This window comes from Vibrio sp. M260121, assembly GCF_036533715.1.
Taxonomy (GTDB): Bacteria; Pseudomonadota; Gammaproteobacteria; order Enterobacterales; family Vibrionaceae; genus Vibrio.
On sequence record NZ_JATABF010000011.1, the window covers coordinates 47,324 to 60,865 of the forward strand.

14 protein-coding genes are annotated in these 13,542 nt (G+C 44.1%); 12 read left to right on the plus strand and 2 right to left on the minus strand.

Annotated features, from left to right (window positions below):
* Window positions 1–21: 21 nt before the first annotated feature.
* Window positions 22–1,566, minus strand: coding sequence for a phospholipase D family protein (locus QTO06_RS08665; RefSeq protein WP_331407448.1), 1,545 nt, complete (start codon window positions 1,564–1,566; stop codon window positions 22–24).
* Between the two features lie 431 nt (window positions 1,567–1,997).
* Between QTO06_RS08665 and QTO06_RS08670 the strand changes: the two genes are divergently transcribed.
* The 7 genes from QTO06_RS08670 (at window position 1,998) to QTO06_RS08700 (ending at window position 7,800) form a co-directional block, all read left to right on the plus strand.
* Window positions 1,998–3,791: a cation:proton antiporter gene (locus tag QTO06_RS08670; protein ID WP_331407449.1), complete on the plus strand. Its 1,794-nt coding sequence runs from the start codon at window positions 1,998–2,000 to the stop codon at window positions 3,789–3,791.
* Window positions 3,792–4,040: 249 nt separating this feature from the next.
* Entirely contained in the window at window positions 4,041–5,060 is a 1,020-nt protein-coding gene (gene fni, locus QTO06_RS08675; RefSeq protein WP_331407450.1) for a type 2 isopentenyl-diphosphate Delta-isomerase, read from the plus strand.
* Between the two features lie 162 nt (window positions 5,061–5,222).
* The gene (locus tag QTO06_RS08680; protein WP_051117415.1) at window positions 5,223–5,486 is read left to right on the plus strand and encodes a DUF3012 domain-containing protein; all 264 of its coding nucleotides are present in this window, start codon (window positions 5,223–5,225) and stop codon (window positions 5,484–5,486) included.
* A 169-nt stretch (window positions 5,487–5,655) separates the two neighbouring features.
* Window positions 5,656–6,057: a GFA family protein gene (locus tag QTO06_RS08685; RefSeq protein WP_331407451.1), complete on the plus strand. Its 402-nt coding sequence runs from the start codon at window positions 5,656–5,658 to the stop codon at window positions 6,055–6,057.
* A 329-nt stretch (window positions 6,058–6,386) separates the two neighbouring features.
* Window positions 6,387–6,632 carry a hypothetical protein gene (locus QTO06_RS08690; protein WP_331407452.1) on the plus strand — a complete coding sequence of 82 codons (246 nt, stop codon included), beginning with the start codon at window positions 6,387–6,389 and terminating at the stop codon, window positions 6,630–6,632.
* A gap of 140 nt (window positions 6,633–6,772) precedes the next feature.
* Window positions 6,773–7,225, plus strand: a complete 453-nt coding sequence (locus tag QTO06_RS08695; protein WP_331407453.1) for a hypothetical protein — start codon at window positions 6,773–6,775, stop codon at window positions 7,223–7,225.
* Window positions 7,226–7,410: 185 nt separating this feature from the next.
* Window positions 7,411–7,800, plus strand: a complete 390-nt coding sequence (locus QTO06_RS08700; RefSeq protein ID WP_331407454.1) for a hypothetical protein — start codon at window positions 7,411–7,413, stop codon at window positions 7,798–7,800.
* Between the two features lie 156 nt (window positions 7,801–7,956).
* Here the strand turns inward: QTO06_RS08700 and QTO06_RS08705 are convergent, their stop codons facing one another.
* A complete protein-coding gene (locus QTO06_RS08705) occupies window positions 7,957–8,721 on the minus strand; it encodes a transporter substrate-binding domain-containing protein (protein ID WP_331407455.1) in 765 nt (254 codons plus the stop codon).
* 188 nt (window positions 8,722–8,909) lie between these two features.
* Here QTO06_RS08705 and QTO06_RS08710 point away from each other — a divergent pair, with 188 nt between their 5' ends.
* From QTO06_RS08710 to QTO06_RS08730, 5 genes are all read left to right on the plus strand, one after another.
* Window positions 8,910–9,125 carry a TIGR02450 family Trp-rich protein gene (locus QTO06_RS08710; RefSeq protein ID WP_005435943.1) on the plus strand — a complete coding sequence of 72 codons (216 nt, stop codon included), beginning with the start codon at window positions 8,910–8,912 and terminating at the stop codon, window positions 9,123–9,125.
* Between the two features lie 119 nt (window positions 9,126–9,244).
* Window positions 9,245–9,622, plus strand: a complete 378-nt coding sequence (locus QTO06_RS08715; protein WP_331407456.1) for a PH domain-containing protein — start codon at window positions 9,245–9,247, stop codon at window positions 9,620–9,622.
* A 446-nt stretch (window positions 9,623–10,068) separates the two neighbouring features.
* Window positions 10,069–10,827, plus strand: coding sequence for a PhzF family phenazine biosynthesis protein (locus QTO06_RS08720; RefSeq protein WP_077263401.1), 759 nt, complete (start codon window positions 10,069–10,071; stop codon window positions 10,825–10,827).
* 122 nt (window positions 10,828–10,949) lie between these two features.
* Window positions 10,950–11,972: a helix-turn-helix domain-containing protein gene (locus QTO06_RS08725; protein ID WP_331407457.1), complete on the plus strand. Its 1,023-nt coding sequence runs from the start codon at window positions 10,950–10,952 to the stop codon at window positions 11,970–11,972.
* 127 nt (window positions 11,973–12,099) lie between these two features.
* Window positions 12,100–13,539 carry a pyridoxal phosphate-dependent decarboxylase family protein gene (locus tag QTO06_RS08730; protein ID WP_331407458.1) on the plus strand — a complete coding sequence of 480 codons (1,440 nt, stop codon included), beginning with the start codon at window positions 12,100–12,102 and terminating at the stop codon, window positions 13,537–13,539.
* Window positions 13,540–13,542: the final 3 nt, after the last annotated feature.

Consider the following 13,542-nt stretch of genomic DNA (forward strand, 5'->3'; position numbering starts at 1 on the left):
CTTTTTAAGATGTTGATTCATCTACAATATATCTTTTGGAACAACTGTCCTGAGTAGTACTCTGAGTCTTTTTATCATTGGTTCTTTATCATCAGGATTAAAGTCTTGGGTAATTCTCCAAGCATTCTCGGGCTTAATTTCCTCAGAAAAGGAATTATTCATTAACTGAGTAATTGTTGTTGAAGGAATGACGGTAATGCTCTCTGTATTTAAGTTTGCACTTCTTGGGTCAAAGTTATAGGTACCTATAACTGCTGTCTTGCCGTCAATCGTCATGCTTTTAGCATGGAGTGTGAAAATAGGCGTATGTTTCAACTTTTTATACATATGTTCAGTCATTACTTTCTGGCGAATTTTGGCGTCGGGTCTAAATTCATACAGACCAACACCTGTTTCCAGTAGAGCCTCACGATCTCTTTGATAGCCACTAAATGCCTCCAGATTGTCATTTGAGGCAAGGCTATTGGTAAGAATTTTGATGTCCACACCCTTATCGACCAAATGTTTAAGTAATGCTCTGTCTTGTTCTGTAGTAACTAAATATGGTGATTGAATATAGAGTGTATCTTTTGCAGTCTTTGCTAGCTCGGCGAGCCTTTTTTGAGTTGGGCTACCTCCACCTAAAAAGGTACTTCTGTCATTTTTTCCTGGCTCATCGGATAGGTACTCGACGTCATCTAGCCATAAAAACCTTCCTTCTTGGTATAGCCGTTCAAATGTTTTGGGAACATTGGCTATTTCTCTTTGAATCTCTGGGTGGAAGTTTGCACTATCACAAGCGTAGGTATGTAATGGTAGGTAATCAGGCTTTTCTTGGCCACTCTTTTGGCCAACAATATCTTCCACGGGCACACTAAGCTCATAATGCCAAAAGTCGTCAAAAGACTTTTTAATAGTATTTACTACTTGTCCTGCAAGAAAAACGTCACGATCGCGAAAGTTGAATTCGTGATCAAATCCAAAGTATTCATCAGCAATATTTCGACCGCCGGTGATGGCAAGTTGGTTATCAACAATAAAAACTTTATTGTGCATTCTCTGATTGAAGCCATGAAAGTCAAAAGCAAGGTTTCCGAGCTTTTGCACAATGTTCTTACCTAAATTGGCGTTTGGGTTATAAATTTTAATTTCAATATTCTCATGCGCAGCAAGAAATATGAGTTCCTCACCATCAGCTTCAAGCATAATATCGTCGACAAGAACACGTACTTTTACGCCACGTTCAGCGGCTTTTACCAAATAGTCAGTAGCGATCAACCCAACATTGTCAACGGAGAATATGAAGTATTGAATATCAATAGTTTTTTCTGCTCGCTCAGTCAACCACGCTCGTGACATCATTGCTTCTGCACCTTGTTCTAGAACATAAACACCAGTTTTTGAAGCCAGTTTTTGTTTAAAAGGTGTGAGATGGTGAGAAAGTGGTTTGGGTTCTTGCCCAGAGTTAACGCAATGACTCTGCTCCATAACAGCTGGTTGTGCAGTAGCTGCTTGAGAAATTATGAGGCTCAGCGCTAACCCCGCGCTTTTAGTCAAATTTTGGATTGGATTTCTTCTTTTTTGCATCTTTTGAAAGCTCCGACAGTTTATTTTTAAATTTTTTAGTTACCTTTCCACCTGTTAACTACAAGAGAATTATATTTGAAAAGCAATTAGTTATGGATAATATAACGAACAGATTTATTGTGGTTCTAACCTGAAGAGTAACTTAAGTAAAAAATAAAATTCTTTTGATTTTTTAATGCTCTGCTTATAACGACGTTTTCCTTCAAATTTATTGATTTTAGTGGCCTTCTAGGCTCATACATTCCATTGTATTTTTATGTGTTAGTGAATATAGAACTAGAATTTTACATACAACGTCGAATAAATTTGAGATGGAGTCGCATATTTGAACGAAAACTGGCGGAGCATCCACACTAAACTAATCTTTTTTAAAGAGTTAATCGGTTTTGGGTGAAAGCTCACCAGAACAATAACAAATTAGGTGATGATAAATGCAAGTGGGCAACGAAGCGCTGGTGCTGTCGGCGGTTGGGGTAATAGGTTTAGGTTGTCAGTGGTTAGCGTGGCGAATGCGCTTACCTGCCATTCTGTTCTTGCTGTTGGCGGGGATCATTGTTGGGCCGATCCTGCAATGGCTTAATCCAGACGACATTCTCGGGGATTTACTCTTCCCCTTAGTCTCTCTCGCCGTAGCAGTGATTCTGTTTGAGGGCAGTTTAACCCTTAACTTTAAAGAGATTCGTGGCGTGAGCGGCTCGGTGTGGAGCATTGTTTCTGTTGGCGCGATCATCTCTTGGGTCGCAACCAGTGTGGCGACGCACTATTTCCTTGGTTTTACTTGGGAGCTTGCGATTTTGTTCGCCAGTTTAACCGTCGTTACGGGCCCAACGGTGATCGTGCCATTGCTGAGAACCGTGCGCCCAAGTTCCAAATTAGCCAATATTCTGCGTTGGGAAGGTATATTGATCGACCCATTGGGCGCGTTGTTTGTGGTGATGGTGTACGAGTTCATCGTCTCGCACAATGCCGTTAATAGCGTCGAAGTGTTCGGCACCATCATTGCGGTGGGCTTGATCCTCGGTGTTGCTTCTGGTGCTGCGGTGTCTACCGTTTTGCGCAGAGCTTGGCTGCCGGAATATCTTCAGCCCTTCGCGGTATTGATGGTCGTGCTCGGTGTGTTCTCGATTTCTAACCAAATGGAATCGGAAGCAGGTCTACTGACTGTTACAGTGATGGGCATGTGGCTGGCGAACGCCAAGGGCATCAATATTCAGCAAATCCTGCACTTTAAAGAGCACTTAACCATTTTGTTGATCACTGGGTTGTTCATCTTCCTAGCGGCCCGCATCAGTCTTGATGATTTCGCGGCGCTTGGTAGCGGTGCGGTATTGCTGTTTGTTTTCATGCAGTTGGTGTCGCGTCCACTTTCGATTTTCGCTTCAACCATTCGTAGTAACTTAACCTTCAAAGATAAGCTGTTCCTCTCGTGGGTTGCGCCGCGCGGTATTGTGGCGGCGTCCATCTCATCTCTGTTTGCTATCAAGCTTACGGAATATGGTATTTCAGAAGCCATGCTGTTGGTGCCAATGACCTTCATGGTGATCATCGGCACGGTGGTGCTGCAAAGTGCGACGGCGCGTCCTATGGCTAAAGCGTTGGGTGTGGCTGAGCCTGCACCAAGAGGTTTCCTATTGATTGGTGCAAACCGAGTCGCGCAAGAGATAGGTAAAGCGCTGGCGAGATACGATCGCAAAGTTCTGCTCACCGATTCAAACTGGGACTACATTAGCCAAGTTCGCATGTTGGGCTTAGACCATTACTACGGTAACCCGATTTCTAGCCATGCTGATGAAAACCTGAATCTGATTGGCATTGGGCAAGTGGTGGCACTGACGCCAGACCAACACTTCAATATCATGGCATGTATGCAATTTGTCGGCGAGTTCGGCGAAGATAAAGTACATTGCCTGCAGAAAACCAAATCCAACGGCAATGAAAAACACTCGGTTGCGGAAGAGTATCACGGCAAATTGCTGATGGGCGGCAATGTCAGTTATACCCAAATGGCGAGTTTGCTGAGCCAAGGTGCAGAAATCAAACACACGAAGTTGAGTGAGAGTTTTACCTACCAAGATTACCTTGAGCACCACAAAGACAATTTGGTGATTCCGCTTTTCCATGTTGAAGAGAAAGGCAAAATTCAATTCTGTGATGATCCGGACCAGTTCATACCACCTACAACCAGCACGGTGGTGGCACTTATTCAATCTGTCGAGACTCAATAGCCTAAATGACATTTAGAACTGCCACTCTTGGCACATCGGAGTGGCAACATTGTTAATCGTTACCCAAGCTTAATAGAGCAGTGAGGCGCAGTGTTTTAAACGCTGCGCCTTAATATGATTCCTTAGTCATAAGGCTAGAGCCCACAAGGCTCGATTCGGTAAATAAATTGTTCAATTTCCGAATTTTCGCATTGACGGCAATGACAAGGATCGCAATACTGCGCGACTGTTTTACTTTAGGGTGGCATTATGGCTCCGCAATCTAATCGAAAAGACTTACATTTAGACGCTGTTTTACATCATGACATGAACATGAAAAGCAAAACGGCGGGCTTTGAGTCTGTCGAATTTGAGCATTGCGCATTGCCTGAATGTGACTTTAACGCTATCGATCTTTCTAGCGAGTTTCTTGGTCATTCATTGGCGCTACCGTTTTTAATCAGTTCCATGACGGGCGGCGCAAAAGACGCAGAAATCATCAACTGTCGTTTGGCGGAAGCGGCCTGTGAAATGGGCATTGCGATGGGGGTTGGCTCGCAGCGAGTAAGCCTAGAAGATAGCCTTCATTCAGGTTTGGGCAAAACCATTCGTGATCTCGCCAAAGGCGTGCCTCTGTATTCCAACTTGGGTGCCGCTCAACTGAGAGACAAACAACATCTCGACAACGCCCAACGTGCAGTCGACTTTATCCAAGCGGACGCTTTATTTGTGCATCTCAACCCTATGCAAGAAGCTTTTCAGCAGAATGGTGACCATGATTGGATTGGTGTGCTTAAATCGATTGAGCAGCTAAAACAGCGCATTGAAGTCCCGATGATCATCAAAGAGGTGGGCTTTGGCATCAGTGGTTCGGTAGCCAAGCAACTTGTTGAAGCGGGTGTGGATGCGATTGATGTTGCGGGCGCTGGTGGCACGAGTTGGTCTGCGGTTGAAGGTTACTGCCAAACAGACAACAAGATGCAGCGCGCAGCCGAATTGTTCCGTGACTGGGGCATTCCTACGGCTAAGTGTTTAGAGCAAATCCACGCTCAATACCCTAACTTACCTTTAATTGCCTCTGGTGGCGTGCATAACGGTTTAGAAGCCGCCAAAGCGATACACCTTGGTGCTAACCTTGTTGGCCAAGCTGGTGCGGTATTGAAAGCTGCAACAATCAGCACGCAATCTGTTGTCGACCACTTTGAACAAATGGCATTAGAGTTACGTTTAGCTTGCTTTGGTACAGGTTCTGCGAATCTTCGACTACTGACTCAAGCTCGTCGTCTTTAAACTTCATTACTTACATTCACTGACTTATCGATGCTGTTAGATTCTATTTGCTGAATTTTGCCTCCTGTACGGAGCAAGAGTCGATAAATTGTCGTTGGCTTAACACGAGCAGTGATATTTTGGGTATAGTTCATTCATTAATTAAAAGTGGAACCTGAATTTATGAAAAAACTGGTAATGCTACTGCTAGCGACAACAGCGCTAACAGCATGTTCTGACGAAGTAGGTACAGAAGCTTGGTGTAAAGACATGCGTGAAAAGCCAAAGACAGAATGGACAACAGACAACGCAGTTGATTTCGCGAAGCATTGTGTTCTGCAAGATGGCATCGGTAGCGAGCAGTGGTGTGAAGACCTAAAAGAAAAACCAAAAGGTGAATGGACGGCAAACGAAGCAACAGGTTTTGCTAAGCACTGCGTGTTCTAAATTGACCGAACAAAAAAAGAGAAAGCTGAGCATTACGCTCGGCTTTCTTGTATCTGTCTGTTGACTCTCAATTTTTCGTTCCATTTTTGCAAACCTGATTTACTTATCTTTATTTCGTCTTATTGGACTGACATGGTTGTCGTCATTCCAATAAGAGAAGGACTAAAAAATGGAAGTACTCAAAGGCTCATGTCTGTGTGGCAAGGTAAAACTCGAAGTGGCGGATGAATTCAAATACATGGGCAATTGTCATTGCTCTGAATGCCGTAAATTTACCGGATCCGATTACTCGTCAGCAGGTGGCGTTGCACTGGATAAACTGATTGTGATCGAGGGCACGGAACACATCCAAACCTATCAGAAGAGCGCCAATACCGAACTCTCATTCTGCCGTCACTGCGGCTCTAGCCTTTACTCGAAGAAGAACAACGGTATAGTGAATGTTCGTCTAGGCATCCTTGATGATACCCCTTGTGACAAACCCAGCTTTCATATTTTTGTGGGCTCTAAAGCACCGTGGAATGAGATTACTGATGACCTTAAGCAATTTGAAGCTGCGCCTAAGCTATAAGTTGGTTTAAGGCCGAGCGCTGCGCTAAATTAAAAAGCCTTTAACGTAGAGAGATAGAGCCATTCAAGAGAGTGGCTCTTTTCTTTTTTAAGGCCAACAACATCTAGTCTCTCTTTGTTGGTCAATCTGCAGTCAGAATTTTTGTAACTGTTTTATCTGTAAGTAAATCCGAGTGAAAGTGCGTCTTACATCTAATTTTGAAGGCGAGTGCTTATGATAGGCTCACGTCAATTGAGCAGCATACTCATTGCTATGAAGCACCTTTTTCTCTCTTCATTTCAAAGTGCTGCTCCCAGCATCAATTTATCTCGATACATTAGGACCCAACGATGGCGAAAGCATTAAAAATCGAATCAGGTCATTACTTAAATATGGATCATGTAATGACGTTCTCATTAGCGAATGAAACCATTGAAGTTATCTCGACCATTCAAGCGTTTACGTCGATTCATATTGGTATAAAAGGGAAGACAGATTACGCCGATTACTTTGTTTCAATTCAAGAGTTTCATCGAATTAAGCGAGAGCTTTGTGACTATATGGGAATCGACGAGCCAACGCTATTAATTGACTGATCACTCAAAAATGACAACAAAATTACAAGTACAGTATGCGGTGTTGCAACTTGTAGTCTAACTTTTAACAACCACTGGCTAGGGTGAGCAATAACACGGCGGCGAAGATCGTCCGTTCACCAAATACAATAAGGGACGTTATGTCTGATAAATACATCTCAATGATCCAAGACTTTTTTCAGGTGTTCGAAGCACTGAACCAGTACGTCTTGGATTCCTACGGTGAATTGGCAGCGTGGGAAACTCAATTGGTGAGGCTTGATATTGACCAAGGTGATAAAGAAAAGTCGTATGACGTAGCGCAAGTCGCGAGCATGCTTAACTTTTCGGAAGACGCAGTAAAATCATTCTTAGTGGTATACAGCTTCTTAAGTAATAACCTTTACGATCTCATTGGTAATCGTGAGTACGAAGATTGGGGTACGGACGGCAACAGCCTGCAAGTCGAGTATTCTGATCTGACGATCGAATCATTTGATGCAGACCAAATTGCTCCGCTGATGGAACGTCGCGTCTACTTCGAATGGACGTTTGATGCATTGCAACGTACCTACGATGAAATGATGGCAATCAGCCACGGAAGAATTGCCTGACAGGTTTAATGTTTACTTAAACACCTGAGTAAACATTAAAGCAAATGCAAAAGCCGCTCATTGTAGCGGCTTTGTTTTCGGGCTTTCAAACGTTTCTGTTTCCTCTTCTTACAACTCTTGAATTAAAATCTATCGGCTAATCACGTATTGTGATGATTAGCGATTTACTTGTTAGAAGAACAAATATGAAAAAGACAATCTCAACAATGGTTTTGGCAATGGCGTTGGCCGGCTGTGATGACGCAAGCAAAGCGATTGATACAGTTCAAGAGCAGATGGAATCGGTAGAAGACGCATTCAACCTTGATCAATTTGGTGACGCTGCTGAATCAGCAGAGGAGTTAGCGGCATCGGTTGAAGAAGCAATGAATGTGGATTTCAGTGATCCGCAGGCCTTAATTGAAGCAAAAGAACACATTGCCAATGCGTACGCTTGTTTGGTGGAGGCGTCTTCTGAATCGACAGTGGATAAGGTGATGGACAAAGTAATGTCATCCATTGGCAGCGAGGAAACCAAATCTCTGATTGAAGAGGGCATTGAGAAAGCACAAGCCGCAAAAGAGTGCGTGATGTAATCGCTCTCAGTGAATCAAACCGATGAAAAAGGGGATGGTGATATCCCCTTTGTTGTTTCTATTCGCCTTGCAACTCTTGTTGAAAATAGTCCATACAAAGCTGCTGAGCTTCCGGTTTAATACTGACTTGCTCGTTCTTTCCTAGACTTTAGTCCGTTACTTGAGCGAGTTATGGTGCATAAGCTGCTCGTCGATGCCTTTGAGTTTCATTTCATTCATGATGAAGTTCACTGTGTTCAACAAACGCTGCTCACCTTTCGGGATCAAGTAGCCAAATTGACCTTTGGTGAACGGGTCTTCACAACGAGCGGCTTCTAAACGTTCATCTGTAACTTGGTAAAACAAACCTTCAGGTGTCTCGGTAACCATCACGTCCACTTTACCTGTTGCGACGGCTTTCGGCACGTCTAAGTTATTTTCGAAACGAGTAAAGCTGGCCTTTTGTAAATTAGCATCGGCGAAGGCTTCGTTTGTACCGCCAATATTCACGCCTACACGCACAGAGGCTTGGTTTACTTTATCTAGGGTATTGTATTGCTCAGCTTTGCCTTTCGCGACTAAGAAGCACTTACCAAATGTCATGTAGCCTTGGGTTTGTTCTGCATTTAGTTGGCGCTGCATTTTGCGGGTAATACCGCCCATGGCGATGTCGTACTTGTTTTGGTTTAGATCGGTAAGCAGCGCTTTCCAAGTGGTACGAACGATTTCTAGCTCTACGCCAAGTTCTGCTGCTACGTGCTTCGCGACATCAATATCGTAACCAGAGTAGGTCTTGCCATCGTAGTAAGAAAACGGTTTGTAGTCGCCCGTGGTTCCGACACGTAACGTGCCTGATTTTTGAATATCTTCCAGCTTATCGGCTTGAGCCACGCCGGAAAGCGCCAGCGCTACGGAAGCAAGTAAAAGTGTTGTTTTTTTCATTGTCGTTGTTTGATGTGTTGTGTTGTGTTCGTTTGAACACTCAAAGTAACAGGAAGTATCAGAAAAAGAGATCAAACCAATAAGAAAAAACACGATATTGAAGAAAAAAATAGCGACATTGAATGTGATTGCATTTGCTAATTTATACGTATGAAAAGCAAACTTTTTCTTATGAATGGCAGAGCGTTATGAATCGAGTTCACCCTAAAAAGTTACTTCGCAGCAAATGGACTGCGACCGAGCCTGTAAACAAAGAGAAGCACTTCATCATTTCAGAAATGGAGTTTGATGAAGAAGGCAACGTCGTGAGATGCGTGATTGAAGCGGTTATGACCAAGCGAGAACGCGAGCTAGATTGGCATGATTTGAAAGACACGCAACAATGGCGACAAGGATGGAAATAACCATGGTGTGATGACCAAAAACGAGATGGAGTTAGAAAAGTCACCAAAATCAATAGGCTCGTGGTAGAGACTTTGCTATTAATTGATGAAGGTTTTTATTTATGTTCTAAGGGAACGCCATGATCGATTTCGAAAACTCATCGATATTCAAACTCAAGCCGATTGAAACCTCAAAGGTACGTGAGGATTTCCATAAATTCTTAATTGATGGAGAGAGCGTTTTCGCAGGATTCAAAACGGTGCGTGACCAAGTCGTGTTCACCAACAAGCGCGTCATTGCAGCCAATGTGCAAGGGATTACGGGATCAAAAGTCGACTACACTTCTTTGCCATACAGCAAGATCAATGCGTTCTCGATTGAAACATCTGGTACGCTTGATCTGGATTGCGAGATTGAACTATTCCTAAGTGAAGTAGGCCGAGTGCGCTTTGAGATCAGAGGCTCATTCGACTTGGTTTCTTTCAACAAAATGATCAGTGAGCATGTTCTCGCCTAGGCATTTTTACAGTGACTAAAAGACAGGCCAAAGACAAGGAGTCAGTATGGCAGCGCGAAGTGATTTGAAAGAGAAGAAGAGTAAAGGGAATTCAACATCGACTCAACATCTTCTGGCTATATTGGGATTTACGGCCGGTGTGATCTTTTATCTGATGATTCGTTAATCTGAGCTTCGATACTTAACGCTTCAGAGTTCAAACACCACCTTCAAAGGGAGCCCTCACGGCTTCCTTTTTCATTCCCCTCATTTAGTTTATACCTTTACAGAGATAAATCGTCGCTTAAGGTCACTTAATGATATGAGCGTGCTTGCGTAATGATTTGTCGCACGATATTTTCACCTTCTGTTAGGTAAAAGTAGCATTTCCATCGTTTAGGGATGTTTGCTATTACCGAGCAATTTGATGTTTGAATGGCGATATGAGGTGAGTTATCGATACCCAAATTTATGATGTATTCTGCTCTGAGGATGCGCAAGGTAATCCTTGTGGCGTAGTGTTTTTGTCTGAGTGGTTGAGTGACTCAGAGATGTTGGAGATAACTCAAAGTATCGGCCAACCTATCACCTCATTCCTTTGTTGTGTGGATGGGCGTTGGTGGATTCGTTGGTTTTCTTTGGCCAGTGAAATCAACTTGTGTGGTCATGGCAGTATGGGCGCTGGCGCGGCGTTGATTGCTCATCTAAACCAACGCTCTGTTAAGTTGCACAGTAATTATGGGGACATCACCATTGCTAAGCATGGCACTCAGTACCAAATGGCTTTGCCTGCATGGGATGCCAGTCCTGTTCCTGCCAGTTTAGATTTACAGTTATTAAACATAGAGCAATCTGGTGTGCAAGTGTTAGATGTTGTCACTACCCGAGATCTTGTGGTGGTGTTAGCGTCTGAGCAGCAAGTGAAACAGTACCAGCCGGATTTTGAGCGCCTATGCCAAATCCGAGACTTTCATGCTGTGATGGTCACCGCTCAAAGTGGGCCTAACGATTATGTTTTGCGTTACTTTGCGCCCAAAATCGGCATCAATGAGGATATCGCAACAGGGTCAGCACAGTGCTCACTCGCTCCCTATTGGTTTAAGAAGTTGGATGTAGATAACCTCAATGCGAGTCAACTTTCCTCAAAAGGCGGCTTTTTCCAAGTCGCGAAACTCAGCTCTGATACGTTAGTGATATCTGCATCAGCGCGATTAAGAGAGCAGTAAAGCTAACGAGTTACTCCAAGAAGAACCACAAAAAGCGCAATGATCTCATTGTCGCCAAATGACAAGACAAGGCGCTTTCTTTTCTTTACCTTCCAACCAAACTCAATGTGGTAAGGAGAAAGATGATGGTGGGTTCATTCAAGGGCGTTCCGTTAGTCAGGGCGACATGTGCCCATGGTTTAGGTGAGCTTTTCAAAGAGCTTGATATTGATACTCATCAATTGATTCAAGTAACCGGAGCCCCAGATGATGTTCAAAAAAGAGAGTTCGAGTTCCTACCTGAAACGACATTAAAAAATCTCATTTTGACATTTGGAGAGTCTTGCTCGACAGAAGATTTTATCCTTACGATTTGGACTAAGTGCCGAGAGCTCTATATACCAAAGGTATTGGAGAACTTACATCTCGTACCAAGCATGACAGTGGCTGACGCCATTGAGGCCTTCTGTCGATTCATCCGAAAATACTCCAACAATGCTCAATTTTGTCTTGAGAGATACCATCATCATACTTGGTTTGCGCGGTACAAAGAGGGAGAAAACGAGCCGTGGTATAAGTATGCGGAGGTGTTCAGTATCATCTTTATGGATGAACTGGTCGCCGCACTTTCAAACTCTCGTCAAAAAACCATGAATGTGAGTTTGAAAAGTACTGAGATGGAGCCGTTTTTCACCTGTCCGCAGCTCCTGCATATTCAGTTTTATACCAATCGTGCTGCAACCGGTATTCAGCTTGATGATGCTATCCTTAACAAAGCGATTTTTATGCCCAAAAAACAAAGACGGGAGAGGGCAGCTACGCTTTGTGAGGTCCCAGAGTCTTTTCTATCTTCGTTTCGATTTGCAATTCAGCCTTATATCTCTGTTGGCCGACTTTCTATTCTCGATGCGGAACGTATTTTGGGGGTTCCGAAGCGGACTCTACAACGACGCTTGCACAAGGAAGGAGTGACCTATAGTCAGATTGTTGAAGAGCTGCTATTGGAGAGAAGTCTGCAATTATTGAGAAACTCTCGCCTGTCTATCACGGCTATCGCATCTTCTTTGGGTTATACCGATACAGCAAACTTTACTCGATTTATTCGTCGAAGAGTGGGCATGACCCCTTCAGCCTATCGAAAGCTTAACTCTTCGCGTCAGACATAGTAATAACCTGAGGTGCTGCGTTTCATCATTGCCACAACTTGTTCCATTTGATGGCACAGGATGACAAGTTATATTTCTCTCGATCAATAAGATGAAGGGCATTGAAACTAAAGAGAGAGAAACGAATATGTCCCATCGATTCCACGAATACCGTTCACCACTTTCCCAGTCCTTCGAGCACGCTGTTGAATACTTAGAATCACTAAATGAACGACCAGTAGACAAGTGCGTGACGTCTCAGGAGTTAAGAAAGGCCATTGGGGGAACACTTCCAACGACACCAACAGATCCATCCACTGTGATTAACGAGATGGTAAAAAATGTTGATGCAGGTCTTATCGCAACAGGTGGTCCGCGTTTCTTTGGTTATGCTATTGGTAGTTCTTTTCCTGCATCTTTGGCGGCAGATTGGTTGGTGAGTGCGTGGGACCAAAACGTCCCGTACTACGTTGCTAGCCCTGCGCTATCAGTGGTTGAAGAGACCGCCGCTGAGTGGATGACTCAACTGCTTGGTTTGGCTCCCAACTGTGGCATTGGCTTTACCTCTGGCGCGCAGGAGGCAATTTACACCAGTCTTATCACAGCCCGTAATGCGCTCTTGCTACGTGCTGGTTGGGATGTTGCCAACCAAGGCATGTACGGTGCACCACGTATTAATGTGGTTGTCAGTGACCAAATCCACTCAACGATTAAGCGAGCACTTTCGATGATTGGCATCGGTTTGGAAAACATTGTTAAGGTGCCGACCGACGACAATTTACGCATCATTCCAGACAATCTAATGGAAACGATCACCGCACTGGAAGGTCCAACGTTAGTTTGTGCGCAAGCAGGTTGTATCGACTCTGGTGCTTTCGACCCTTTCCACGCTTTGGCTGATGCCGTCGCTGCTCATGGCAATGCGTGGCTGCATGTTGATGGTGCGATTGGTCTATGGGCAGCAGCAAGTGCCAAACATCGTTACCTGCTTGATGGTATTGAGCGGGTAGATTCGATTGATACCGATGGCCATAAATGGTTCAACATGCCATATGACTCAGGCATGGTCATCGTAAAAGATGCGGGCTTGCTTTCTCAAGCCATGGGGGGGAGCAATATGGGCGACTACCTCAATGATGCAATGGACAAGCCTGATCGTAATGCGATCAACTTTGGTATTGGTGCTTCGCGACGTGCGCGCGGCGTGCCTGTGTACGCTGCGTTTAAGTCGCTAGGAAAACAAGGCATTGAAGAGCACGTTGATCGTTGTACTTTGCTGGCACAACACATGGCAGAAAGACTTTCAACGGTAGATGGCATTACTATTTTGAATGATGTGGTGTCTAATCGCTTCTCAGCGCAATTTGGTGAAGGGGATGAGGCATATCGGAATGAACTGACGGCGCGTGTGGTTCATCGACTGCAGCAAGAAGGAACGCTTTACCCTTCTACTTCGGGTTACAAAGGACTGAAAACTATGTTGTTCTCAGTACTAAGTTGTCATACCTGCTTGGAAGATATTGAACTATCAGCTGAGAAGATCATTGAAGCTTATCTGACTGAAAATGAGCTAATGAACGCTGAATAAAGC

Excerpts from the sequence above, each read along its gene's own strand:
- QTO06_RS08710 (WP_005435943.1), top strand. The coding sequence starts at position 8,910 with ATGAATCGAGTTCACCCTAAAAAGTTACTTCGCAGCAAATGGACTGCG.
- QTO06_RS08665 (WP_331407448.1), bottom strand. The coding sequence starts at position 1,566 with ATGCAAAAAAGAAGAAATCCAATCCAAAATTTGACTAAAAGCGCGGGG.
- QTO06_RS08700 (WP_331407454.1), top strand. The coding sequence starts at position 7,411 with ATGAAAAAGACAATCTCAACAATGGTTTTGGCAATGGCGTTGGCCGGC.
- QTO06_RS08685 (WP_331407451.1), top strand. The coding sequence starts at position 5,656 with ATGGAAGTACTCAAAGGCTCATGTCTGTGTGGCAAGGTAAAACTCGAA.
- fni (WP_331407450.1), top strand. The coding sequence starts at position 4,041 with ATGGCTCCGCAATCTAATCGAAAAGACTTACATTTAGACGCTGTTTTA.
- QTO06_RS08670 (WP_331407449.1), top strand. The coding sequence starts at position 1,998 with ATGCAAGTGGGCAACGAAGCGCTGGTGCTGTCGGCGGTTGGGGTAATA.
- QTO06_RS08680 (WP_051117415.1), top strand. The coding sequence starts at position 5,223 with ATGAAAAAACTGGTAATGCTACTGCTAGCGACAACAGCGCTAACAGCA.
- QTO06_RS08705 (WP_331407455.1), bottom strand. The coding sequence starts at position 8,721 with ATGAAAAAAACAACACTTTTACTTGCTTCCGTAGCGCTGGCGCTTTCC.
- QTO06_RS08715 (WP_331407456.1), top strand. The coding sequence starts at position 9,245 with ATGATCGATTTCGAAAACTCATCGATATTCAAACTCAAGCCGATTGAA.
- QTO06_RS08690 (WP_331407452.1), top strand. The coding sequence starts at position 6,387 with ATGGCGAAAGCATTAAAAATCGAATCAGGTCATTACTTAAATATGGAT.
- QTO06_RS08730 (WP_331407458.1), top strand. The coding sequence starts at position 12,100 with ATGTCCCATCGATTCCACGAATACCGTTCACCACTTTCCCAGTCCTTC.
- QTO06_RS08695 (WP_331407453.1), top strand. The coding sequence starts at position 6,773 with ATGTCTGATAAATACATCTCAATGATCCAAGACTTTTTTCAGGTGTTC.
- QTO06_RS08725 (WP_331407457.1), top strand. The coding sequence starts at position 10,950 with ATGATGGTGGGTTCATTCAAGGGCGTTCCGTTAGTCAGGGCGACATGT.